We start from the raw sequence: 23,434 nt of genomic DNA on the forward strand, positions 1-23,434 counted from the left end.
TCCTGCATGCCTGTTTTAACCCTCAACGGACGGGAATAGGGATAAGTCCGTATGCGGTAAGAACAGCGCTGAAACGAACTCGTCCATAAATGTGGTACCCACGGAAAGCTCAACATACGTCATCTTACGGGACAATTCAGCCGCTTCTTTCCAAGCGTTTTGAGAAAGAAGCGCAAGCCGGGCTCCTTTTACAGAAGAATTCCCAATGAATAGGAATTTATCCTCAGGCAAATCTGGCAACAGCCCGATTTGAACGGAGTCATGGACATTGAGATAATTGCCGAAACCTCCCGCGATTACAATGCGGCTGATCATATCAATATCAACAGCCACCATCGTCAATAAGGAACGAATTCCGGCGTAAATTGCCCCTTTGGCCCTGATTAAGTTTTTAACATCATTTTCTGTAATGACAATGTCTTTTTCTCCGCCGGCCTGATGAGCCCAAGCCAGCACGAACTCTTTATCATCAGTGGTCGCACGCAGGCGGGCAGATTGGGAAGAATGCTCAAGCTGGAAATTCCCTGCCCTGTCGATAATGCCTGCTTCCCGCAGTTTGGCGAGACAATCCACTAAGCCGGAGCCACAGATCCCCACCGGCGGAATTTTTCCAATCACTTTAAGATTGACATCCAGGCTTTCAGGATCAATGGTTACACGCTCAACTGCCCCAGGCATAGCCCTCATGCCAAAGGCAATCCCGCCGCCTTCGAAACAAGGACCTGCGGAACAAGCACAGGATACCAGCCAGTCCTGGTTACCGAGCACAATCTCACCATTAGTGCCGATGTCAATAAAGAGGACAATGTCTTCCCCATTAGCCATATCTGTTACAAGGGTACCGGAGACGATATCCCCTCCAACATAGCTTGCTACCGAGGGGAAAGAATGAACTAACCCTTCCGGCAGGATATGAAGTCCAATTTGTCTGGCAGGTACGGAAGGTACATCATTCATGGTAGGAATGTAGGGTTCCAGCCGCACATATCTAGGATCCACTCCCAGAAGCAATTGAGTCATTGTGGTATTACCGGCAGTCATGGCGACCATAAGGTCGTTGAGATTAAGATTTTGCCTGGAGATAATTTTGTCAGTCAGATCATTAACGGTATCAATTACTGCCTGATGAATCTCCCGTAAATTTTCTGGGCTTTCGACCGCATACACTATCCGGGAAATGACGTCATCCCCGTACTTAGCTTGTTTATTGTAAGTCCCTTGTTTATCCACTATTTCTCCGGTTATCAAATTGACTAGGTAAACCACAACTGTAGTTGTACCAATGTCAATCGCCAGACCGTACGGAGGGATGTCATTGCCCTTGTCAACATTGATTACCGTATACCCTGATTCTGAAGTGGTGAGAGTCACAGAAACATCCCATTTGGCTTGGCGCAGGGCTTCAGGCAATGTTTGAAGGACAGTGAGCGGAATTTGGATGGGCTTAGTCCCCGCTTGTAAAACTCGCCTTAACTCCATGTTCAGACGGGACCAGTCACTGGCGTTCTCCGTCAAGGTGGGTTCGGAAAGTTGAACTCTTACTTTGACTGCAAGCGGATCATTTCCGAACTTTTCTATTAAGTCTTCTTCAGTTTCCTTGAGCAGACCCTTCTGCACATCCCCCATCAAGACTTGATGCTCCTGTAGACGGGATTCGGGAGGAACCTCGATCGCTACATCACTCTGGATAAAAGTTTTACAGGCTAACCGTACCCCCTGAGTAAGCTGCTCGGGAGACAGGTTACCGGTACCCTCAACCTGGGGTTCTCCGGATATTACCAAAACTTTACAAGCGCCGCAACTACCTTTGCCCCCACAACTGGACTTAATGTAAATCCCGGCTTTTGAAGCAGCCGTGAGCAGGGATGTTCCGCTTTCTACCTCTACTATACGGTTTTCCGGCATAAATTTAACTTGGTATTGGGGCATTTCGTCACTTCCCTCGCTCTCACTCTAAACCCTCTATTTATCTAATTTAGGAACGTATCCTAGGCGAGCTTACAGGGTGCGCGCAAAGGGTACGATACCGCTCGACTCCCGTGGGCCCACAACTACTTTCCAGCCGGTAAGTTCTTGCAGCTTACCGGAAATAACAGCCACATACCCAGGGATGATGACATTACGGTGTTTGACTTTGTCGGCGATTCCGGATGCTTCCATGGCGGCAGCAATCTTGTCAGGCTCATATTTACCGGCTGCATATGCAGTCAGCACGGACGTTCCGTCCGTATCAATCGGAAGGATATAGCTCGGAATCTTGCTTGCTTCCACTTCCCCTTCAACACTGTAATAGGTGAGAGAGAAGTTCGTGGTGATGTAGAGAGGAGAATCCTCGTTAACATCTCCCACAACATGAAGAGTAGGTTCAACCTGAATTGGTTTTTGCGGGTCAGTGTAAATATTTTGTCTTAAAGTGAGGAGAGGGAGTATATGAGCCTTGACGCTCGTTTTTAAGACAATAGCACTGGCGTATTTACTAACGTAAACAGAGGCTTCCAAAATCTCGTCAAGTGGCTCAATTTTACTCGTGAAAGCCACGACCGGATAGCCAAAAGGACGGAATTTTTTCTTAATCGCCAAGCGGCGCAAATGCGTAAGGTTGGCTAGGGTTTGGCTCGGAGTCCTGGAACCGGGATCAAGCACAAACTCTTTATACCCAAGAGCCTGAGCTTTCTCCACCAAGTCATTCAAGGCATCGAGACCGTCTGCCTTTAGAATAACAGGAACAGCCTGCTCTTTGGCGAAGTTGACAACCGCTTCATAATTATCAGCAGTTGCGCTTCCGATCAGAGGCTTGCGCGCAGCAACCTGAGGCACAGCGTCTTTTAAGGCTTCTACATCACTGCTGAAAATAAGCAGTGATTTCTCAGTAGCATTAGCCACAGCGGCAACAACGGCAGCAAAACGGGCGGCATCCCCGGATTCATTAACGACAGCCACTCCGTCTAAGGAATAATGCAGACCCACGCGGTCATACTCAAGGTCGTTAATTTCGCTGACCTTGGCCGCGATTTCCCCATCACTCATGGCATCGGAAATCTGAATCAAAATCGTGGTTGGATGATAGAAAGTCTTGTCATGACGGAAAAGTACGGTCTCATCTCCGAGGATGGAACCATTACCGAATTTAATAGCCTTAATTGGAGGAGCAGATGCGGAGTCCAATACTTCGCGCGCAGCATCTGTTACATGCGGGCAAGAGTCCAAAGAACCTTTGCCAGCGGCCAAAGCCATCGCGAAAGCCAAACATGTCGGCGTTCCGCATTCTCCACAGTTTTTTTTCGGCAACTGTTTGTAGATTTCTAAACCTGTTAAACCCATACTCTGACCCCTTTCTTATTAAATTAATGTTGGCATAAGTCCGTCAGGGACTAGTATGTCCCTGACGAATTGCTAAATGCAGTTACTACATCAATGGATCAAGATTGAAGCAGGGATGTCCTTTCTCTTCGAGGAAAGGCATGATCTCTTCAACCGTAGTGCCGATTGATTCATCAGCAATCTTGTCGATGAAGTCTTCCCCTAATCCTTCTTCAACTGAACGTTGAACAAAATCTTCCCGCAAGAATTCTTTCAACTCTTTCGGCATCCACACAATGCGGGCAATCCCGCCGTCAGCTGGAATAAACTTCTTACTAACAAGATATGTGCGACCGATGCCCATGAAGCCTGGAGTTTGGAGACCGCCGCCGACTGTTCCGGCCAAGGTGGAGAACGTCATACCGCAAGGTGTCATGCCGCTGTGTTCACGTGTGGTAATCATTAAGCCGTTGGCTTCAGGGACAATAGCCATAATGGCTTCGAAACAGCCACAAGAAGTCATCGGTTTATCCATGAGAGTATAAAGGTTAACTTCATCAAGCGTATTATTAGAAGCCGGTCTGAGGTAATCATTACAGCTCTGCCACATGCCCTTGACTTCGTCAATAGCCGGGCCTTTGGGAATCGGTTGGTTCGGTCCGGTTGGGGTGATTTCAAAGGCTGCTTTAGCATCAAGCCAGCTGACCGCTCCGCACAATCCAACCCGTTCCGGCGTTACGATGCAGACGTGGTTCGGCGCAAAGGACTGGCACAGCAAACAGGAGTAAAACTCCTCAACCGATTCATCAGTTAAAGCCTTCATCCGGGCATCGCGGGCACGATAGCGCTCACGGGCCTTGATAATTTTCTCTTCAACCAACGCTTGGTCTGTATAAATCGTAACTTGAATACGGTCGACAATCGCCGGGAATTCCTGCCTAAACTTAGCCAAGAGCAGTTCCCCGACGTGTTTCAGGAGCAGTCCTTTAGCGCGGGCATCTTTGGAGAGACGCACCCAGCACAAATCCCGCTGAGCCACGTGCCAAACCCCTTCACCATAGTTGGCAAAATAGTGAATGCGGCGTTCAAGCACGCCCTCGAAGTCAGCCTGCATTTTACGGCCGTAAATACTAATCATGATTCCCAAAGGAAGCTTCGTGCCTTCCGGAACGCTGTCGATTTCCGGTCCGATCACTTCAACCTTGCCGTCTGTGACTTCATCAGGTCCCACCATGCTCACGAGCTCAAAGCCGGTCGTCCGACCGCCGCCAAACTCAACATAGGTATCCCCTTTGCGGATCGTCTCCCCTTCGAACGCAGGTCCGAAGTTGACCGGAATCGGAACTTCGATGTTTGTGAGTTTGATCCCGCGGACTTCAAGCGCCAGCGGAACGATTTTGTCATAATCAGGCTCAGAGATATACCAGTCAGGAATCTGCATATCTTCTCCCAGCTCTTGGTCGGTTAAGACCGGGAAGCCCATGAAGATTGCCCCCATGCTGGCAGCCAGTTTAACATCATCAAGTTCGCCGAGGTTAAGCACAAAAGCCCGCACACGGCGCCGTTGATAGTCGCGGTGTTCTTCGCGTTTACCGGCCGGAATTCCCCCGAATGCCAGACCCGCACGGAAAGCGTAGTTAACCGCATGAATGATTTGCGTGAAGTTGCCTAAGGGGAATGCAATATAATCCAAACCAATTTTGACATTTTCTTCAAGCAATTGTTCGATAATCTCGTCAACTAAAAAGAGCATAAACCCTTGGCCCATGAGTTTATCGACAATTTTCTTAGCTAATTTAGAATCTTTGGCGCGACCAAGAATAACCGCAACCCCAGGAATCGTCCAGTCAACCATTTTGATTCCGTGTTTACGGACAATTGGGTCGCCGAGGAAACCGGTCCAAGGTTCTACCTTAGGCTCATCGTTTTCCAAATAATGAATGGTCTCGATTATTTCTGCTGCATAGAGGACAGATTCCCCCCACAGACGGGCATTCTCGAAGGTGCGCTCAGATCTCACTTGGTTGCGCATGCGGTTGAGAATGGGAACTAGCTCCCCTAATTTGGTAATTTTTTCACCGGAGAGACAGGTGACAACCGGAAGGTGGTAGGCCGTGTCCGGATAACCGATCTCCTGTTCCGTGCCATACATTTTAATAGCGCGATTAAGCAGTATTTCCGCATAAGTCATGGCAATCACGGTGCCATCATAAACTCGCTTAAGCAGTTTAGTTCCTTGTTTGCTCGGATCTGTAATTGCCCCTTCATAAATTTGTTCCATGGACATAAACCATTCCTCCTTTCCTTACCACCCTTGAGCGAGTGAAGTATTAAATTTATCAGCAGCTTGTTTATGAATACCCAGTTTCCAATTCCGATATTCCAGGGCATCCAGCAGCTTACGCGCCCCAATCACGGGATCCATCTCGAAAATGAAATTGCCCCCATACACATCATGAGCGATTTGAGTGGTAATTCCGTAAATCAGATCACTACCCTCAACCGGAGGCATTGAACCAACATGTGTTGGCAAGCCCATTGTTACACACCAAGTGCCAATAGCTACTGCTTTTTCATGCATCGCTTCCGGTGCAGAAGCCACAAAAGGAACCTTTGGAACGTCAACTCCCAACTCATTCGCCATGGCAATCGCCAAATCCATCCCACGACTATTATCAACGCAAGCTCCTACATGGAATACTAAAGGCAAGCCTGTAGAAAGTTGCGGATTCGCATTTTCCAACGTCTTCAGGAAGCTCTTTAGTCCAGATCCAGCATAAGCATCTACAGCCAACGGTGACATTAGACCAAGTTTTGCATAGGCACCCGCCGAACAGCCGGTGGCAATGACGAATACATCATTTTTAACCAATTCCTTCAACACCGCAACATGACCATCATCTTGCGGACGTTTTAGATTGTTGCAACCAGCCATAAGTGCAACCCCTTTAATTTGTCCACTCAAAATGGCATCAGTGAGAACAGAAATAGGCCTTTCAGGATTAATCTTTGCAAAGATCTCAGTCAAAGCCTCTATACTAAAACCGGCAACTAACTTATGTCTTTCGCTTGGAATTGATATCTTTTTGGGATCTCTGTTCTTATATGACTCAATTGCAATCTTAACAAGTTTCTTAGCATCTTCCATCGCAGTATTCGCATTAAAAGCCAAATACTGCGATCCAGGAATTTTCATAATGCTTTCCGTTGTGACTATCTTTGTATGGAAGCATTCGGCAACTTGCTGGACTGCAGGATAAATACATTGAATGTCAACCACCATGGCATCTAGTGCACCTGTCATAATAGCCATTTCTTGTGAAGCTGACGAGGTAGCTAAATAAACGCCTTCACGCATTAATAATTCATTTCCTGTACAACAGATGCCGACAATATTTACGCCTTCAGCTCCAACTTTTTTTGCATCATCCGTCATCTTTCTGGCTGCAGCCACAACCATTTCACTTAAAACTGGATTATGACCGTGAACTGCAATATTAACCATCTTGGGATTAATCACACCCAAATTGGATTCAGAAACAATCGGTTCCGGCACTCCGAAAAGAACATCACTTAGAGTTGTACCGATATACTCACCGGCTAAATCTGCAAGCGATGCTTTTAATCCGCCGAAAATAATATTAACAGGGTCGGCGTCAACGCCCATCGCTGTTTGCGCTATCAATTCAGTGACTGTACCATCAATAGCTCTTGGCATGATGTTCGTATGCGCAAACTTCTTGCGTCGTCCTTCAGTCAGAAAGCTATCTAAAAATGCCAATGGACGTTCTTGATAACGGCCAAAATCAGCATAACCCAATTCAACAACATCCGAAAGAATTTCCATGTCGCCCCTATCAAGGGTTGATATGCCGAGTTTTTCGGCTAATTTATGAAGTTTTTCCGGAGATTTAATTTGATAGTCAGGCGCATGGCCCTCAGTCATTGCATGAGCCGTATGCAATACATGACGGGAGTGCTCTGAGTGGGACGAGGTTCCACCGGCAATCAAACGAACCAAGTTGCGTGCAACAATTGTATAGGCGGTAGCCCCGCATATTCCTTTGCTGGCCGGACCGTCATCCGCTTTAACCCGGCAGGGGCCGGCAATACAAATGCGGCAGCAAACACCCTTGTAACCAAATTGACATTGGGGCTGTTGAGCAACAAAGCGGTCAAAAGCGGTCTCAATCTTCTTTTCCTGCGCCAGTTTCAACATCTGGGCAGCGCCGGGATCAGCGGTCCTCAGCGGATTTTTGGGATCAATTACACGCGGTGCATCGGAAGGCCGAGCAGTATGTGTTAAATCCCGATATCTTGGCATGATACAACCTCCTCTTTCTAAAGATGAATTTCCTCACATTTTGATGTTGGCTGAAAATCCTTCACCCGTCATCTCCCTTCCCTCACAATTTCCTGATAAATTTTATCTAGTTGTGAACCTAGAGACCCCGCAGGCAACTGACTAGTGCCTGTGTTGATAGACATTTCCAACAGTTCGTTGCTGTAGGGCACAATCCCCACAAGCTCTGCTGCGGAAAAGCGGTCTCTAAGAAAACTCTCTTCCTGAGAGGTACGAACTTTATTGCCAACTACCACAACCCTGGGAATTCCCAGTTCCAAGGCGAGCTTCTGAATTACGCCTACAGTCTGGGCACTGACTTTGCTGGGCTCTGTTACAATCACTAACACATCTACCCCTTGGGCAGTGCCGCGGGTCAGTTGTTCAATCCCTGCACCCATATCCAGAATAACAGTGTCTTCTTCTCCAAGAATTAAGGAATTAACCAAGGCGTGCAGGAAACTATTTTCCTTGCAATAACATGAAGATCCACCCCCTTTGATATTCCCCATCCGAAAGAAACGGATAGGTCCAAGGGGAATGGAATAGTCATCGAGAATATCATCCACTTGGGGATTGAGTGGATAAAAAGCTCCGCTTCCACCCATTCTTTCTTCTACTAATTCTTTCATATCCACAATTGGTTTTAGATCAGCCAAGACATCTTCAGAAATTCCAAGTACTGTTCCCAGGCTTGCATCAGGGTCAGCGTCCACAGCCAGAACATTTAATCCCTTGTCAGCCAGCCAGTACGCCAGATTCGCGGCAAATGTGGTCTTGCCTACTCCTCCTTTGCCAGATACAGCAATTTTCATCCTCATTAACCCCTTTTAGTTCGTAGTTTAGTTCAAATTAAACCAGTTTCTTAACTTCAAAGAAATTTTGCAACTATTGCAAAGCTTATTTTACCACAATTCTAAATTAATACAATAAATCCTTCAAACATTCAGAAAATTTTTTAATCGGGTTGAGCAGCATTTTTTTAGGGGTGAATTGTATTATTTTCTGTTTGAATGTTCGATGTTAAAACTAATGAATCCTTCTTTGTGAAAAAAGATTCTATTTTTTAAGTTATTTATTAAAATAATAAAATTATATTATTGGCTTTATTTTTAAAAAATTAGTATATTCGACACTTGAAAGTTTTAATTTTTCGCATAATTACCACTTAAGATTATTAGCAAAAAAGTGGTAAAATTGCTACCACCTACTCATTCTGCCCCAAAGCCCAGTTTTTATTAGTGCGGAAAACATACCCCTTAAGGTGTCTAAGCAATAATATAAAATGCAAAAACCGCAGTTACCACTTGTTTTAAAGAGTTAACAAGCAGCGGCTGCGGTCATAAACAAAACTATAACAAAATCCCCGAATAAAGTTTATATTTTTTAGATTTAAGAAAAAAGCTAAGCGTAGCCCCTGAGCTTAAATTTCATATTCTGTTTCCGAAGGGCCGGTTTGGTCAAAACTGTTGCTTAGGATATTACTGTTTAGGAGAGAGCTATCCACCTGAGGAATTAGCTCGTCCGCTTTGCTATTCAAGCCTTCATCTGTCTCTTCCCACAATAAGCTGGGATCCATATTGTTGAAATCAGCCAGTTGCCAGAGGTATTTTCGCGGCGGCATCTCAGACATCCTGCTTCACTCCTGTCATGTTGAGATATCGCTGTTAGCATACCTGGCAAACCGCTTAAGTATACACGCAAAACTTCTCAAGATAATACGTTTCTTTCGCTCCAACGTACAAGCAGAGTCTGCGCCACTTCTATATCTGCAGGAGCCAGAGGAAGTTGACCAAGCTCGCTGATTTTTACCCATTTCTCCTGGGCATGAACATGAGGCGTCAAAACTTCTATTGGCTTCGGAGCCAAGAAAACGTGCAGACGTATAGCTTTGCGCGCTAGATGTTCAACTGTAATAACTAGATCATTTTCGTACATGATTAAAGCCACAACATCAAGCCATTTTAGCTGGGACATGAAAATTCTCCTTCAGGATTGGGGCTAGGAGCAAAGCGTCCCCGTACGTTCATGCTAACGGTTGAAATGATATCCCAAAGGCACCGCGGCCGACATGCGTAGCAATGACCGCTCCGGCTTCAAAAAGCTTGACTTCATGTCCGGGGAACTTATTTTTTATTTCATCCAGAATCTTTTTTCCTTCCACGGGGATAGCCACGTGTTGGACACAGATGCGGTAGCGTCGGCCGTCAGCCACAGCCCTCTCTAACTCTTGCAAGGCTCTCTGCCAAGCCCGGGCGCGCGAGCGCACTTTATCAAAGACATCAATTTCCCCTTGAGTATTGATATAGAGGATTGGTTTAATCTGGAGCAAGGTGCCTAAGAGAGCGGATGCCCCGCCGATTCTACCGCCCCGTCTAAGGTTTTCCAGGCTGTCCACAATAAAGTATAACTCCGTCTGTGGCTTTAACTCTTCAACTTTATGTACAATTTCCTCGGCCCCAGCCCCTGCGTGGGCCATTTCTCCGGCAAACCACCCTAATAAACCGAAGCTCAAGGCTGCTGAACCGGAGTCAATAACATGTATTTTTTTTTTTGACATCATCTCCCGCGCCATTTGGGCAGATCTAAAGGTACCACTAATGGCCTGAGATATATGAATGCTGACAATTTCTTCATAACCTTGCGCAAATAAGTGTTCGTAAGTATCCAAAAATGCCCCAATCGGTGGTTGGGAAGTGGATGGAAAGTTCCCCGTTTCCTGGATCTTAGCTAAAAGCTGTTCATTCCCCAACTCTGTCTCCGCAAATGTTTCAACTCCGATAGTGACTGTAAGCGGTACTATTTGTATATTAAATTCTGTAAGGATATCCGGAGTCAGGTATCCGGTAGAATCCATAACTATAGCGGTTTTACCCAATCTCTTATCCCTCCATCTCATATGATTTTTAGCTCTAATGCAATCTTAAAAAAGAACTCTGAAAAAACAAAAACTGGAAAATCTAATAGAAGACTTAAGTACAGGAATTGTCTATTAAGCATAAAATTTGTTTTAGTATACCTTATACCCTGTTAGAGAGCAACCAATGAAAAACATTACTTGACAGGCCAGATTCAGTTTGCTATGATAATACACGTTCTGAGAGAAACGGGGCGTAGCGCAGTTTGGTAGCGCGCTTGGTTCGGGACCAAGAGGCCGCAGGTTCGAATCCTGTCGCCCCGACCATCGTTATTCTAAGAAGAGTTAAACGTGTTATCCCTAGCTACTTACAGCTAAGCCGCCAGGGTAACACGTTTTTGATTTAAAGAAACAGGTCAACCCACTGAAAGAACATGCATGTGTACGTATTGTTAAGTAAAGAAAAAAGCTAATAAAAAGATATGACGTTGCGTAATGCTAAAAATCCCCGGACGCGGGGATTTTTTCTTTAAAAAAATGGAGCCGACGATGGGACTCGAACCCGCAACCTGCTGATTACAAATCAGCTGCTCTGCCAATTGAGCTACGTCGGCATGTGTCCGAACCGGAACACTTAAATATAATAGCATGCTGTTTTAATTCTTGCAAGAACAAGTAAAGAGATTTTACAGATTGTATTATTTTCCTATAATAGTAGTAGGTTAACGTACTAGTAGAAATGGAAGGAAGACTGATGTTATGCTAAAAGGGAAGAAGACTGTTATTCGTCCCCTGGAAGATGAAGATATTGACACCCTATATGAATGGTATAATGACCAAGAAGTTAATCTGTGGTCCAGCGGTTCTTGGCCCTTAAACACCATGTTTAACAAAGAAGTGCTAAGAGAAAAATTTTTACAGGAATCAACAGATGGGCAGCGCTTTGCCGTCCTCAACGGAGATAACAACCTTATCGGCATAATCGGTTTTCGTGAATTTAATATTCCCGCGCGCTCCGCTACCCTCTTTATCACCATCGGGGACAAGAGTTTCTGGGGTAAAGGGTATGGCACGGATGCCTTGCTTACTTTCTCCCACTTTCTCTTTGCGCAGTGGAATCTGCACCGCCTTTCCCTTGATACATGGGATGGCAACACCAGGGCTATTAAGGCTTACGAAAAAGTAGGGTTCAAAATTGAAGGCAGACAGAGGGGAGCGCGTTATGTCATGGGAGAGTACCATGATGCAATTCTAATGGGCCTTCTTAAAGAAGAATTTGAATCTATCTGGGCATTAAACCATAAGCAGCGGCCAAAATCCTGACCCGGTGAATTGTTGTTACGCCGGTTGCTTCCATCCTAACCTCAACCATTAGGGGATTGACATTACACTATTATTCTTCTTCCCAATCCAGGGTGCGCACCACTGCTTTTTGCCAGCCCCGGTAAAGCTTACCTCTTTGCTGTGCGATCATCTGGGGTATAAATTTCTGATCAAGTTGCCAGGCTATGGCCAATTCAGCTTGATCGTGCCAGAAGCCTACAGCAAGTCCTGCCAGATATGCCGCTCCCAAAGCGGTCGTCTCCAAGACCTGTGGCCGTTCCACCGCCACCCCCAAGATATCAGCTTGAAACTGCATCAAGAAGTTATTGGCTGCAGCTCCACCGTCCACCTTCAAAGCCTGTAACTCAAGGCCAGCATCTGCTTGCATAGCTTCAAGGACGTCTTTAGTCTGGTAAGCTAAAGATTCGAGCGTAGCGCGGGCCAAATGAGCTGGGCCCGTACCTCTGGTAAGACCGAAAATAGCGCCTCGGGCTCTCATGTTCCAGTAGGGCGCGCCCAACCCCGTAAAGGCAGGCACCACGTAAACTCCGGCAGAATCCGGAACCTGCAGAGCAAGCTTTTCAGAATCTGGAGCAGTTTTAATTATTTTCAAACCATCACGCAGCCACTGCACAGCAGCTCCGGCAATAAAGACACTTCCCTCAAGGGCATATTCTACTTTGCCGTTCACTCCCCAGGCTATAGTAGTCAAGAGGCCGTTCCCGGACTTAACTGCTTTCTGCCCGGTCTGCATCAGCATAAAACAACCTGTACCATAAGTGTTCTTGGCCATGCCGGGAGCAAAACACATCTGCCCAAATAAAGCAGCCTGCTGATCACCGGCGATACCGGCCACCGGCACACCCAGCCCCTTAAAGATGCCATATTCTGTTTCCCCGTACACTGCACTCGATGCCTTAACCTGCGGCAGGATTCCGGCGGGAATGTCAAGGGCTTGTAATATCTCCTCATCCCAGCACAGGTCATGAATGTTATAGAGCATTGTGCGGGAGGCATTAGAATAATCTGTAGCATGCACCTTGCCCCCGGTCAGCCGCCACAGAAGCCAGGTATCAACTGTGCCAAACAGCAATTCTCCGTACTCCGCTTTGGCCCGCGCTCCTGGCACCCGGTCAAGGAGCCATTTTACTTTAGTGGCAGAAAAATAGGCATCAGGAATAAGCCCCGTCTTCGCCTGAATTTTGTCAGACCAGCCTCTGGCTTTCAATTCTTCTACTATCTCTGTTGTGCGCCGGCACTGCCACACAAGCGCATGGTAAATGGGTTCGCCGGAATTTTTATCCCAGAGCAAAGCAGTCTCACGCTGATTGGTAATTCCGACCGCGGCAATCTCAGAAAGCTGAACTCCACTTTGGGCCAGCACCTCTTCAATCACTTGATACTGGGTCTGCCAAATCTCCACAGCATCATGTTCCACCCAGCCCGGCTGTGGGTAGTATTGCGAAATTTCTTGGTGCGCGACCGCAACAATCCTGCTTTCGCGGTCGAACAGAATGGCACGCGAACTTGTTGTTCCTTGATCCAGAGCCAAGATATATGACTTTGCCATACCCTGCCTGGTTTCCGCCCCTTTCTTTTTAGTAATACCCTGTTTTGTAAACAGCCATTGTGTCAATTGCATATAGAGTTAATATATAGTTCTAGTGTTAAGTTCTGAAACTGTATTCGCTAAAAGTCAAGCCATATCCTGCACTGCTAAAAACATTACTTCCTTTGTATCTGACGCGCTTGTAAATGGAGAAGTAGCTCTTGCTAAATACTTCTAAATGAAGTAAGATAAATTCAAAATTAAAAAGTGTTTATCCTCTGGGGATAGGTGCAAATCCTTACCGGCGGTATAGCCCGCGAGCCTTTGTGGTTGATCCGGTGTGATTCCGGGGCCGACAGTATAGTCTGGATGGGAAGAGGATGTTGTTGATAAGGGTTCAGCCATGGCAAATTTTTAGCATTTGCATGTGCTCATGCTTGCCTAACCTTTTCAACACTTGACCAATCTTCTCTTTAGATTAGCTAACACTCGGAGGAATCCGGGTGTTTTTATCTGCCCGCCTGCTAACACTAAGAGTAATGATATATAGAAAGTGACGAATTGAGCATGAAAGAAAAATTTTCCTCTCAAGATGAATTCTATATGAAAAGAGCTTTAGAACTTGCCGCTTTGGCCAGAGGGAGAACAAGCCCCAACCCGATGGTAGGGTGTGTTATTGTCAAGGATGGACGCATTGTCGGGGAAGGTTATCATCATCAAGCAGGGACACCGCATGCTGAGGTTCATGCTTTGGCTGCTGCCGGGAGTATGGCTGAAAACGCGACTGTTTATGTTTCCCTTGAGCCCTGTTCCCATTTTGGCCGCACTCCTCCCTGTGCTGATGCTTTGGTTCGGGCCCAAGTAAGCCGGGTAGTGGTGGCCATGGTTGACCCTAATCCCTTGGTGGCAGGCAAAGGGATACAGCGCCTTGAACAAGCAGGAATTGCCGTCCAGACAGGGCTGTTAGCGGAGGAAGCTACCCGCCTCAATGAAGCATTCATCAAAGCCATTACGAAGGGACTTCCTTTCTTACTGTACAAAGCCGCTTTTTCCCTTGACGGGAAAATTGCTACGGCCACAGGAGAGTCCCGCTGGATCAGCAGCAAACAGTCGCGGGCATATGTCCACCGTCTGCGCAATTACTATGATGTAGTTATGGTAGGAAGTGAAACGGTAGTTAAAGATAACCCGGCCCTCACCTGCCGGGTATCGGGCGCTCGCGACCCTGTACGTTTAATCGTGGACGGAAAACTGCGCCTGCCTGAAGATGCTCAAGTGCTACTTGTTTCAAGTTCTGCTCCGTGCATCATAGCTACCAGCGCAGCGGCCCCGGCCTCAAAAATTAATGCCCTCAGGCAGAGACTGGGTGTTGAAGTATGGCAATACCCAGACGAGCGTTACGTTCCCTTGACAACTCTTATGCGCGATCTAAACCAAAGAGGGTGGAACAGTGTGCTCCTTGAAGGCGGGGGGATTTTGGCTGGAAGCTTAGTTAAAGCCGGGTTAGTCGACAAAATAGAGTTCTTTTTGGCTCCGAAGTTAATCGGCGGGCATGGACCCTCCCCGCTGGCAGGCTTTCATATAGAACATTTAGCAGAGGCCCCCTCCCTGCACAGACTGGAAGTAAGCATGGATACCGGGGATTTACACGTTTCCGCATATCTCAATCCGTGAACTTCTCATCAGAGGATATCTGCTATATTTCCGGAAAAGTGAGGTGAATTAATGTTTACAGGTATTGTGGAAGAACTCGGAAATGTTGAAAACATTAAGCTCTTGCCTGAATCCGCTGAACTCACTATTAAAGCCCGCAAAGTTTTAGAAGGGACTATAATCGGGGACAGCATCTCAGTTAACGGCGTCTGCCTCACCGTAATCCGCCTAAGTTCCAGGGAATTCACCGTGGATGTGATGGCTGAAACCGTGCATAAGACTAATCTGGCTGAACTTAAGCAAGGAAGCCCGGTAAACTTGGAACGCGCCCTTCAGCTCCAGACTAGGCTGGGCGGGCATTTAGTCAGTGGCCACGTGGACGGGGTCGGCACCATTACACGCATTAATTCCGTAGGAATTGCCAAAGTTTATGAAATCAATTCCCCGCCCTCCCTTCTTCCCTATATTCTTCCCAAAGGTTCAGTGGCTATTGATGGGATATCCCTAACCGTTGTTAAAGTTACTGAGGAATTTTTCTCAGTATCACTTATCCCCCATACTTTCAGTGAAACAACTTTAGGCAAAAAAGGAATCGGAGACAGGGTCAATCTTGAAACTGACTTAATTGGTAAGTACGTAGCCCGTTTCCTAGCCAAACCGGAAGACAACAAAAAAAACAGCCTCACCCTTGATTTTCTGGCCCAGAATGGGTTCTTATAGGGACGCAAATTATGGTAATTTTCTAGGGGAGACTAATTATTAAGGATAGGAGTGAGATCAAAATGCCTTTTAATACGATTGAAGAAGCCCTCGAAGATATTCGGGCTGGCCGCATGATTGTCGTAGTGGATGACGAAGACCGCGAAAATGAAGGGGATCTCTTGATGGCCGCAGAGAAAGCTACCCCGGAAGCCATTAATTTTATGGCCACGCATGGCCGCGGGCTCATATGTGTGCCTCTTACAGGGGAACGCATTGAAGCTCTCAAACTCGATCCCATGGTACATCATAATACCGACCCTCACGGGACCGCTTTCACTGTAAGCGTAGACGGTGCCGACACCACTACCGGAATCTCAGCCTTTGAAAGGGCAAATACCGTGAAGATCCTGATGGACCCTGAAAGCAAATCCGAAGATTTGCGGCGTCCCGGACATATTTTCCCACTGCGCGCCCGCGAAGGTGGAGTCCTGGTGCGCGCAGGTCATACAGAAGGAGCAGTTGATTTAGCCCGCCTCGCCGGTCTGCAGCCCGCAGGCGTAATCTGCGAGATCATGAATGAAGACGGGAGCATGGCCCGGGTTCCTGATCTTCTGAAATTCGTAGACAAACACGAGCTCAAACTAATCACAATTAAAGACCTTATTCGTTACCGCCGCCAAATCGAGAAATTAGTCGAAATGGTAGAAAGCATTCACTTACCCACAGATTTCGGAGATTTCCGGGCTGTAGGATACCGCTCCCTCTTGGACAACCAAGAGCACTTGGCATTAGTCAAGGGCACGGTTAATGACGGGGAACCGGTATTAGTGAGAGTGCATTCTGAATGCCTTACCGGGGATGTTTTTCACTCCAGGCGCTGTGACTGTGGGGAACAACTGAGCGCAGCCCTCGATCAGATTGAACGGGAAACCCGGGGCGTACTTCTCTATATGCGCCAAGAAGGCCGCGGCATCGGACTCTTAAACAAGCTTAAAGCTTATAAGCTGCAAGAAGAAGGAAAAGACACTGTGGAAGCTAATTTAGCTTTGGGTTTCCCACCGGACTTGCGTGACTACGGCGTGGGCGCGCAAATCTTGGCTGACCTGGGTATTACCAAAGTCCGCCTCATGACGAATAATCCGCGCAAAATTGTCGGTTTGGAAGGATACGGCCTCGAGGTTGTGGAAAGGGTACCGCTTGAGATTTCCCCCAAACCTGAAAATGCCCGCTATCTAAATACTAAAAAAATTAGGATGGGTCATTATTTAACCGGCGTGCGTTAACCGTTTAACAAAATTAAACAGCCTAAAATCAAGGCACTAATACCACCCCAAGGTAAATTTAAGCGCTTAGGAGGTCTGAAATAATGAAAGTTTATGAAGGGAATTTAGTAGGTGACGGTCTGAAATTCGGCATTATCGCAGCCCGTTTCAACGAATTTATTACAAGCAAGCTCCTTGCAGGCGCTCTCGATGCTTTACGGCGTCACGGAGTGAATGATGAAGATATCGAAATAGCCTGGGTTCCGGGAGCCTTCGAAATTCCGCTCCTGGCTAAAAAACTGGCCGAGTCTAACCGTTATGACGCTGTGATCTGCCTAGGGGCTGTTATTAGGGGAGCTACCCCTCATTTCGACTATGTCAGTGCCGAGGTAAGCAAAGGTGTTGCTAATGTCTCTTTACAGACAGGGCTTCCGGTAATATTTGGAGTGCTGACAACAGACAACATTGAACAAGCAATTGAAAGAGCCGGAACGAAGGCGGGCAACAAAGGATTTGATGCTGCTGTAACGGCTGTGGAAACTGCGAATTTACTGCACCAAATCTAATATTCCATTATATGGTTTTATGTCCACAAAGTTTTCCTTGTCACAGCCATAATTCTCAATTAGACTCATATAGTAGAACAAGTGTCTAATTTTTTGACAAGGGAGCTGAGCGCCATTGACTGCACAGATGATGACACCCCAGGAAGAAAAAACTATGCTACATGCCGCTCACTCAGGAGATCAAGAAGCTTTTAACCAATTGATCAGTTATTACGAGCCGGAAATCCGTAAAATTGCGTGTAAATACTTTTTGCAAAGAGCTGATTATGACGACCTTATTCAAGACGGGCGGATCGCGATCTATAAAGCAGTCTTGTCTTATAAACTAGACTCCAAGATCCCATTTCGCCACTTCTTGCGCATGGTTATTAAACGTAAGCTCATCGACAGCCTGCGCGCACATAACAGACAAAAGCACCTTAATTTTAATGAAGCGTTCTCACTCAATAACTCCCTGTCAGATGATCAAGAAGAAAGTTTTCTTAATACGATGTCTAACATGGAGAACCCGGAAACAACAGTCATTGCCATTGATGAAGCCCGCGGTCTTATCCAGGACTTAAGTCAGGATCTTTCCAAACTGGAGCGTTTAGTTTTTCATTATCACTTTATCGCCGGTTACAAACAACGGGAAGTTTCTGAGCGCTTCGGCTTGACTCCTAAGTCATTGGATAATGCTATTCAAAGAATCAGGCGTAAGACTATGCAATACCGGTCCCGTCAGGTTGCCGGCTAACACACATTCTTCCTCACGCTGGCAGTCCAGACCCCTGGATCGGATTTATCCAATCGTTTTCCTGAAAAGCCGCTTTCTCGTTGAGAAAACGGCTTTAATGCCTTTTCGTATTAGAACTTTTGTTGGCCACGAGTAGCCTACTTACTCCAATGGGTAGCCACCTGAATGGCATTGTTAACTTGGCTGATTCCATGAATGTTTTGCACAAGAGTTTCCGCAATCTCCCGGTCTTCATCCGAATACACTTCTCCAGTTAAAAATGCTATCCTATTTTGCACCACAGCCCGGACCTGGGCAGAGTTAAGCCCGTGCCGACCAAGTTCAGCCACTAACTGTTCCGTCAGGCGCAAATCTTCCCCTTGAGAACGGTGGCGGGTGAATATTTCACTGACCACAGCTTTAACTCCCGGCACTTGATAAGCAGTTTCCACTGCCCACTCGAGTTCCTCTTGCGTGTCCACCAGACCGATTAATGTAACCACACCTTTACGAGCAGATGTTTTTATTTCCTGGGCATTAACCCAAGGGGAATCGACCATGACATCTTCTACCATGTTAACCAGAGCTGCATCATTCACATACTTATCGAACATCTGAATCTCGCTGCGAATTTCCTTAACTCCCCGCACCTGCATAGCTAGTCTCTGCGCGAGCCTCTCTGTGCTGCGCGTTTCCACATGTCCCAGTAAAGTAACAATCCCACGGCTGACCTGGCAACCAAGCTTTTGAATTTCTGAATACCTCGATTGCCCAAAGTGCCTGATTATTTCTTCTTCAATATCTTTGTCATCTATCTCCCCATCCAATGCGACTGTTAAACTGTTGTCAAGCTCCTGAACCCCATCAACACGGGAAACCCTATCTCCTATAAAATTTTTCTCCGCCAGGCTGTCAACTGTGCCCCACAGGTTAACCCTGTCACCCCGCACTTCAAAGCGGATTCCCTCTCCGCTTTCTCCAAAATGCGTTTGCATTAATTCTTTCAAATCTGTAAGTATTTCTTTCTCGGAACGCTTCTGCATTTATCTCCCTCCAGTACGCTTATTTTCTCACCGGAGGAAATTTTTTATCCAGCTCAGAAATTACTCTAACTCCATATATCCCATCTAAATATGTGCAAGCCTAAATTAATATACTTACTGAAAGTCTTAAATGAGCTTGTTCTTAAAATATCTCTCTAAGTTATGAACTACCGCTACCGGGATAGGCAAATCTCCCATCGTCACCCGACTGAAGGGTCCATGGTAGTCACTGCCCCCCGTAACCAGAAGCTCCTTTTCTTTTGCCAGTTGTTCATAATGATTAATTAAGGTTTGCCGATTTTCCCAATATCCGTAGTAGACTTCAAGTCCGGTCGTACGGGCAGTCAGCAGTTCCTTAACTAATTCCTGTCTATGAATAAGGCCTGGGTGAGCAAGAACAGGCAGCCCTTGGCACCCGTAGACTAAATCAACTGCTTCCTCATAAGGGTGCTTAAGAAAGGGCAGGTAAGCTGGCCCACCGGGCTGAAAGTAGCTAAGTATTTCCTGCCCGGTGAGCCCTTTATTCATATGATAAAGAACTCTCATTATGTGAGCCTTGCCCACCGCTCCTTCAAAACTGGCTTCCTTCTCTACCTTTTGCCACTCAAGAGTAAAACCGTCCCGTTGCAAAAGTTTTACCATGTCGTACGCCAATTGCGTTCTTAAGTCCCGCAGCTCTTTTAAGCGGCTTTGTAAAAGAGGATTTTCAACGCTTGCGAAGTATCCCAAAAGATGAATTTCCTGGCCCTTATACGAAGTCAAAAACTCCACGCCCGGGATTATTTTTAAGCTTGAGCCAGATGCTGATACAAGTTCTTGCGCTTTCCCGACTCCCTGCGTGGTTTCGTGGTCTGTAACAGCTAGAACATCTACTTGATTGTCAAGGGCAAGCTTTACAATTTCTTCTACGGAATGAACTCCATCAGATTCCTCAGTATGCACATGCAGATCAATTTTCACCAAAAGCGCTCCCCTCTGCCGGGTTAGACTAACTTATTTTATTTTGAACCATTGTTAGGCTATTCTGGCTTTCAGACATAAAATCCTGCTTGTTGCTTCTTTTAGCTTAAAATTTTTGGGGAACAACTTTTACTTAGCCGAATACTTTTAAGAGGAAAAGTCAGCTTGATTAACACACTTTCATAAACAAATATTGGTTAGCAAATAATTCGTAAATAATTTATACATTATTTGTAATTATTATTGACACGCTCTGTGATTTCAGTTATAATTCAATTCGTCACTATTTTGGGAGGGAATACAGGGGATTAGTTTAATGGTAGAACAGCGGTCTCCAAAACCGTTAGTGTGGGTTCAACTCCTGCATCCCCTGCCAAGAGAAATCAGACCCCGCAAGGCTTTGCGGGGTTTTTTATTTTGTTGGGTTTGTAGTTTTTAGCCCGAGTTTGACAGCACCCTAGCAATACCAAGGGTTTGTGGGTGCAAGTTTGCACTACATGCTAATTAACCCCGCGATTTCGCGGGGTTAGTTGAAGAGATTATGCTAGTCAAGAGCAAGAGGACGACTCCAGTTTATTTAGTCAAAGGGATAAGTTTTAATGGCAGCGGAATTCCCACATCAGCAAACATCCGCTGGACCCGCGGTGTTGGCGGTGGTACACTCAGAAACTCTCTGCCCAGAAATTCGCCCTTTAGCACATGCCAGCGGGCTAACTCCTCAACAATTCGCTCTCTTGTGTACCAGCGGCTGTCTAATTCCTCCTGTTTTTGGCTTCGTTCAGCCTCATCAGAGATAAGTTGGATCTTTTCAGCCTCTTTTTGCCACTGTCGCCTGTGCAGTAGCTGCAGTTCCTGCTCAAAAAAGTTGGCCAGGACGCAAATAAACATGTGACCGCGAACCCGCTTTTCATTCCAGTGGTAAAGTGGACCGACTTCCAGGAAGTTCTTGATTTCCCTAAAGGCTCGCTCGATGTTCATCAAAGTCTTGTAAGAAAGCACAACTTCCGCTGCAGGCAAGTCAGTATTGGTCTTGACGACGAACTTGCCATCCCGTAAAGCTTCTTTGGCCAGTGCCTGTTCTTCATGACCAAACGAAAGCGTTTGGCCGTCGAAGTCTATCTTAAAAAAGGCCTGCACACCCTTTTGGGTGAGGATTTCTAATATAGTCTCCCGTATCCACGTCTTCCAAATGAGGGAGAACCTGAGGCTGGTTCCCCCTCATAGGGGAAAGACATCTCCTCGGCAATGCTTATCACATTTATTCCCTGTTTGACCGCTGTTTTGATTTGGGGGGCCACTTCCCGCGTGAAGGACAAGGTTGCCAAAATCACGAGGTCGGCCATTTCCGGCCACTCCCCCGCCAACTACTGTGTTGACGACATACTCTTCGCAAGGCCTTGCGAAACACCTTCCGTCTCCCGCGGCGGAGCTTGAATTAAAACTCCACTTTCAACTCCTCCCATATAAATTCCGAGATCCTGCCTTATTTTATTCGGGTCCTGGTCAAAAGCCACCACTATCTTAATACCGCTTTTCAGCTGGAGCAGTCGGGCCATCCCACTCCCCATAGCTCCCAAACCCCATTGAATGATGCGAATGGGTGTTGTCATCTGATATCTCCTCCCTTGTAAAATCTTAATAGACACCCATGCCGCTGACGCGCCACCATCGGAAGGATGAAAATTGGTTCATGTCGAATTTCCTTGTTGGCTGGCGAAGGTAGGTCGGGTTTCTATGGTGCCTCGAGCCCGCTCTATAGACAGACCACAACGACCAGGTGCACCACAAATTGTTGCCTCTTTGGAGAGCACGCAGGATAGAATGATCCGTTAGTGGTTGTTGCACCAGCCCTTCAATCTTAAACAGCCAAAAGGATGAAATACTTGTGGATGTCATGTATACCCACTGTTGCGGGTTGGACGTTCATAAAAAGAGCGTTGTCGCCTGCACCCTCACACCCGAAGGGAAAGAAATTCGCACCTTTTCAACCATGACCGATGAGCTTATTTCTTTAGTGGACTGGCTCAAAACCAAATGCTGTACTCATGTGGCGATGGAAAGTACCGCTTCTTACTGGAAACCGATTTACAACCTCATGGAAATTTTTGGAAGGGTCCAATATAAAACTTTCTTCTGTAGCACGCGATGTCTTAGGCAAATCCGGACGGGCTATGATTGAGGCCATGATACAAGGGCAGGAGAATCCGGAAACCCTTTCTGAAATGGCTAAAGGCAAGCTAAAAAGCAAAAAGGCTGATCTTCAAAGGGTCATGCATGGTTTAATGGGTATACATCAAAAAATCATGCTGGATACTCAACTTAAGCACATTGAATTTTTGGATGAAATCATAGCTAAACTGGATGAAGAAGTTAAGGCAAGAATGCTCCCTTTTGAAGAGGACCTGGAGTTATGGATACCATACCCGGAGTGGGAAGCTGAACAAATCTTAGCCGAAGCAGGTACCGACATGAATCAGTTCCCCTCCGCCGCCCACTTATGCTCATGGGCCGGGGTAGCTCCAGGTAATGACGAAAGTGCTGGAAAACGAAAGTCTGGTAAATCCAAGAAGGGAAATCAAAAGTTACGAAGTGCTTTAGTTGAAGCAGCCCGAGCAGCGTCCCGCACGAAAGACACATATTTGGCGTCCCAATACCACCGAATAGCCGCCAGAAGAGGAGCAAACCGAGCAGCATTGGCCGTTGCCCATAGTATTTTAACCATCGCTTATCACATTTTAAATAGAAAGCAGCATTATATTGAACTCGGTCCAAACTATTATGAAGAACGCAAGCGCCAAACAGTAGTAAAACAGTCCATTAAAAAACTTGAAGCTTTAGGATATAAAGTCACGGTCGAAGAGGTAGCTTAACGAAAAGTATCAAACATTCAGCAGAAACCGGGTTGCACCCAATATATAGGAAGTGCAAGTTGGTTTAAATGGTCTTGTTTTTTGCCTGTTTTTAGGGTCTTTAATTTTCAGGATAGGTTATTAGCAATTACCGTGCCAAGGTATCCTATCCCACTTAGCTTCCTCGATATCCCAAAATCCTATTCCTTCGGGCATTTTTGACTCCGACGTAAACCCCTGAGGGTCCATCCTCAAAAACAGAAAGGCAAGTAATTTTGCGTCGACGCAAAATTACTTGCCTTTCATAGACTCA

At 46.4% G+C, this 23,434-nt stretch carries 20 protein-coding genes, 3 tRNA genes, 1 pseudogene and 1 riboswitch; of the genes and pseudogenes, 9 read left to right on the forward strand and 15 right to left on the reverse strand.

The window, feature by feature from the left end:
• Window positions 1-15 precede the first annotated feature (15 nt).
• The 8 genes from ACYQ2N_RS21310 to ACYQ2N_RS21345 form a co-directional block, all read right to left on the reverse strand.
• The gene (locus ACYQ2N_RS21310; protein ID WP_460001450.1) at window positions 16-1,929 is read right to left on the reverse strand and encodes an ASKHA domain-containing protein; all 1,914 of its coding nucleotides are present in this window, start codon (window positions 1,927-1,929) and stop codon (window positions 16-18) included.
• A gap of 69 nt (window positions 1,930-1,998) precedes the next feature.
• Window positions 1,999-3,321, reverse strand: coding sequence for an acetyl-CoA decarbonylase/synthase complex subunit gamma (gene acsC, locus ACYQ2N_RS21315; RefSeq protein WP_460001451.1), 1,323 nt, complete (start codon window positions 3,319-3,321; stop codon window positions 1,999-2,001).
• A gap of 85 nt (window positions 3,322-3,406) precedes the next feature.
• A complete protein-coding gene (gene acsB / locus ACYQ2N_RS21320) occupies window positions 3,407-5,587 on the reverse strand; it encodes an acetyl-CoA decarbonylase/synthase complex subunit alpha/beta (RefSeq protein ID WP_460001452.1) in 2,181 nt (726 codons plus the stop codon).
• 18 nt (window positions 5,588-5,605) lie between these two features.
• Window positions 5,606-7,624, reverse strand: coding sequence for an anaerobic carbon-monoxide dehydrogenase catalytic subunit (gene cooS, locus ACYQ2N_RS21325; protein ID WP_460001453.1), 2,019 nt, complete (start codon window positions 7,622-7,624; stop codon window positions 5,606-5,608).
• Window positions 7,625-7,692: 68 nt separating this feature from the next.
• Entirely contained in the window at window positions 7,693-8,457 is a 765-nt protein-coding gene (locus ACYQ2N_RS21330; protein ID WP_460001454.1) for an ATP-binding protein, read from the reverse strand.
• Between the two features lie 608 nt (window positions 8,458-9,065).
• Window positions 9,066-9,275: a hypothetical protein gene (locus tag ACYQ2N_RS21335; RefSeq protein WP_460001455.1), complete on the reverse strand. Its 210-nt coding sequence runs from the start codon at window positions 9,273-9,275 to the stop codon at window positions 9,066-9,068.
• 77 nt (window positions 9,276-9,352) lie between these two features.
• Window positions 9,353-9,619 carry an NUDIX hydrolase gene (locus ACYQ2N_RS21340; protein WP_460001456.1) on the reverse strand — a complete coding sequence of 89 codons (267 nt, stop codon included), beginning with the start codon at window positions 9,617-9,619 and terminating at the stop codon, window positions 9,353-9,355.
• Between the two features lie 49 nt (window positions 9,620-9,668).
• Window positions 9,669-10,520: a DegV family protein gene (locus tag ACYQ2N_RS21345; protein WP_460001457.1), complete on the reverse strand. Its 852-nt coding sequence runs from the start codon at window positions 10,518-10,520 to the stop codon at window positions 9,669-9,671.
• A 229-nt stretch (window positions 10,521-10,749) separates the two neighbouring features.
• Between ACYQ2N_RS21345 and ACYQ2N_RS21350 the strand changes: the two genes are divergently transcribed.
• Window positions 10,750-10,826, forward strand: a tRNA-Pro gene (locus tag ACYQ2N_RS21350).
• A gap of 211 nt (window positions 10,827-11,037) precedes the next feature.
• Here the strand turns inward: ACYQ2N_RS21350 and ACYQ2N_RS21355 are convergent.
• A tRNA-Thr gene (locus tag ACYQ2N_RS21355) sits at window positions 11,038-11,113 on the reverse strand.
• Window positions 11,114-11,258: 145 nt separating this feature from the next.
• Between ACYQ2N_RS21355 and ACYQ2N_RS21360 the strand changes: the two genes are divergently transcribed.
• Window positions 11,259-11,822: a GNAT family N-acetyltransferase gene (locus ACYQ2N_RS21360; RefSeq protein WP_460001458.1), complete on the forward strand. Its 564-nt coding sequence runs from the start codon at window positions 11,259-11,261 to the stop codon at window positions 11,820-11,822.
• A gap of 70 nt (window positions 11,823-11,892) precedes the next feature.
• Here ACYQ2N_RS21360 and glpK read toward each other — a convergent pair whose 3' ends face one another.
• Entirely contained in the window at window positions 11,893-13,392 is a 1,500-nt protein-coding gene (glpK, locus tag ACYQ2N_RS21365; protein WP_460001459.1) for a glycerol kinase GlpK, read from the reverse strand.
• A gap of 249 nt (window positions 13,393-13,641) precedes the next feature.
• A riboswitch (FMN riboswitch) is annotated at window positions 13,642-13,756 on the forward strand.
• Window positions 13,757-13,938: 182 nt separating this feature from the next.
• Here glpK and ribD point away from each other — a divergent pair.
• The 5 genes from ribD (at window position 13,939) to ACYQ2N_RS21390 (ending at window position 18,290) form a co-directional block, all read left to right on the forward strand.
• Window positions 13,939-15,045, forward strand: coding sequence for a bifunctional diaminohydroxyphosphoribosylaminopyrimidine deaminase/5-amino-6-(5-phosphoribosylamino)uracil reductase RibD (gene ribD, locus ACYQ2N_RS21370; protein WP_460001460.1), 1,107 nt, complete (start codon window positions 13,939-13,941; stop codon window positions 15,043-15,045).
• A gap of 51 nt (window positions 15,046-15,096) precedes the next feature.
• Window positions 15,097-15,744 carry a riboflavin synthase gene (locus ACYQ2N_RS21375; protein ID WP_460001461.1) on the forward strand — a complete coding sequence of 216 codons (648 nt, stop codon included), beginning with the start codon at window positions 15,097-15,099 and terminating at the stop codon, window positions 15,742-15,744.
• 62 nt (window positions 15,745-15,806) lie between these two features.
• Window positions 15,807-17,009 (forward strand): bifunctional 3,4-dihydroxy-2-butanone-4-phosphate synthase/GTP cyclohydrolase II, encoded by a 1,203-nt coding sequence (locus ACYQ2N_RS21380; RefSeq protein WP_460001462.1) that lies wholly within the window; start codon window positions 15,807-15,809, stop codon window positions 17,007-17,009.
• An 83-nt stretch (window positions 17,010-17,092) separates the two neighbouring features.
• The gene (ribH, locus tag ACYQ2N_RS21385) at window positions 17,093-17,554 is read left to right on the forward strand and encodes a 6,7-dimethyl-8-ribityllumazine synthase (RefSeq protein ID WP_460001463.1); all 462 of its coding nucleotides are present in this window, start codon (window positions 17,093-17,095) and stop codon (window positions 17,552-17,554) included.
• A 127-nt stretch (window positions 17,555-17,681) separates the two neighbouring features.
• On the forward strand, window positions 17,682-18,290 hold the full coding sequence (locus tag ACYQ2N_RS21390) for a sigma-70 family RNA polymerase sigma factor (protein ID WP_460001772.1): 609 nt from the start codon (window positions 17,682-17,684) through the stop codon (window positions 18,288-18,290).
• 137 nt (window positions 18,291-18,427) lie between these two features.
• Here the strand turns inward: ACYQ2N_RS21390 and ACYQ2N_RS21395 are convergent, their stop codons facing one another.
• Window positions 18,428-19,312: a BON domain-containing protein gene (locus ACYQ2N_RS21395; protein ID WP_460001464.1), complete on the reverse strand. Its 885-nt coding sequence runs from the start codon at window positions 19,310-19,312 to the stop codon at window positions 18,428-18,430.
• A 126-nt stretch (window positions 19,313-19,438) separates the two neighbouring features.
• Window positions 19,439-20,272, reverse strand: coding sequence for a PHP domain-containing protein (locus ACYQ2N_RS21400; RefSeq protein ID WP_460001465.1), 834 nt, complete (start codon window positions 20,270-20,272; stop codon window positions 19,439-19,441).
• A 302-nt stretch (window positions 20,273-20,574) separates the two neighbouring features.
• On the opposite strand from ACYQ2N_RS21400, the gene ACYQ2N_RS21405 reads away from it, so the two are divergent.
• Window positions 20,575-20,648, forward strand: a tRNA-Trp gene (locus tag ACYQ2N_RS21405).
• A 197-nt stretch (window positions 20,649-20,845) separates the two neighbouring features.
• Here ACYQ2N_RS21405 and ACYQ2N_RS21410 read toward each other — a convergent pair.
• Genes ACYQ2N_RS21410 through ACYQ2N_RS21420 form a run of 3 tightly spaced genes read right to left on the reverse strand, consistent with a single transcriptional unit; the run spans window position 20,846 to window position 21,882 of the window.
• Complete coding sequence (locus tag ACYQ2N_RS21410; protein WP_460001466.1) at window positions 20,846-21,409, reverse strand: IS1634 family transposase; 564 nt, start codon at window positions 21,407-21,409, stop codon at window positions 20,846-20,848.
• Between the two features lie 20 nt (window positions 21,410-21,429).
• Window positions 21,430-21,615 (reverse strand): hypothetical protein, encoded by a 186-nt coding sequence (locus tag ACYQ2N_RS21415; RefSeq protein WP_460001467.1) that lies wholly within the window; start codon window positions 21,613-21,615, stop codon window positions 21,430-21,432.
• Between the two features lie 21 nt (window positions 21,616-21,636).
• Complete coding sequence (locus ACYQ2N_RS21420; protein WP_460001468.1) at window positions 21,637-21,882, reverse strand: hypothetical protein; 246 nt, start codon at window positions 21,880-21,882, stop codon at window positions 21,637-21,639.
• Between the two features lie 275 nt (window positions 21,883-22,157).
• Here ACYQ2N_RS21420 and ACYQ2N_RS21425 point away from each other — a divergent pair.
• Window positions 22,158-23,142 (forward strand): annotated as a pseudogene (locus tag ACYQ2N_RS21425) (transposase).
• Window positions 23,143-23,434 lie beyond the last annotated feature (292 nt).

Source organism: Paradesulfitobacterium aromaticivorans (genome assembly GCF_054657415.1).

Coding starts and splice junctions, on each gene's coding strand:
- ACYQ2N_RS21390 (WP_460001772.1), top strand. CDS start 17,682: ATGATGACACCCCAGGAAGAAAAAACTATGCTACATGCCGCTCACTCA.
- ACYQ2N_RS21395 (WP_460001464.1), bottom strand. CDS start 19,312: ATGCAGAAGCGTTCCGAGAAAGAAATACTTACAGATTTGAAAGAATTA.
- acsC (WP_460001451.1), bottom strand. CDS start 3,321: ATGGGTTTAACAGGTTTAGAAATCTACAAACAGTTGCCGAAAAAAAAC.
- ribD (WP_460001460.1), top strand. CDS start 13,939: ATGAAAGAAAAATTTTCCTCTCAAGATGAATTCTATATGAAAAGAGCT.
- ACYQ2N_RS21310 (WP_460001450.1), bottom strand. CDS start 1,929: ATGCCCCAATACCAAGTTAAATTTATGCCGGAAAACCGTATAGTAGAG.
- ACYQ2N_RS21360 (WP_460001458.1), top strand. CDS start 11,259: ATGCTAAAAGGGAAGAAGACTGTTATTCGTCCCCTGGAAGATGAAGAT.
- ACYQ2N_RS21330 (WP_460001454.1), bottom strand. CDS start 8,457: ATGAAAATTGCTGTATCTGGCAAAGGAGGAGTAGGCAAGACCACATTT.
- ribH (WP_460001463.1), top strand. CDS start 17,093: ATGAAAGTTTATGAAGGGAATTTAGTAGGTGACGGTCTGAAATTCGGC.
- ACYQ2N_RS21380 (WP_460001462.1), top strand. CDS start 15,807: ATGCCTTTTAATACGATTGAAGAAGCCCTCGAAGATATTCGGGCTGGC.
- acsB (WP_460001452.1), bottom strand. CDS start 5,587: ATGTCCATGGAACAAATTTATGAAGGGGCAATTACAGATCCGAGCAAA.
- ACYQ2N_RS21415 (WP_460001467.1), bottom strand. CDS start 21,615: ATGGCCGACCTCGTGATTTTGGCAACCTTGTCCTTCACGCGGGAAGTG.
- ACYQ2N_RS21375 (WP_460001461.1), top strand. CDS start 15,097: ATGTTTACAGGTATTGTGGAAGAACTCGGAAATGTTGAAAACATTAAG.
- cooS (WP_460001453.1), bottom strand. CDS start 7,624: ATGCCAAGATATCGGGATTTAACACATACTGCTCGGCCTTCCGATGCA.
- ACYQ2N_RS21420 (WP_460001468.1), bottom strand. CDS start 21,882: ATGACAACACCCATTCGCATCATTCAATGGGGTTTGGGAGCTATGGGG.
- ACYQ2N_RS21335 (WP_460001455.1), bottom strand. CDS start 9,275: ATGTCTGAGATGCCGCCGCGAAAATACCTCTGGCAACTGGCTGATTTC.
- glpK (WP_460001459.1), bottom strand. CDS start 13,392: ATGGCAAAGTCATATATCTTGGCTCTGGATCAAGGAACAACAAGTTCG.
- ACYQ2N_RS21340 (WP_460001456.1), bottom strand. CDS start 9,619: ATGTCCCAGCTAAAATGGCTTGATGTTGTGGCTTTAATCATGTACGAA.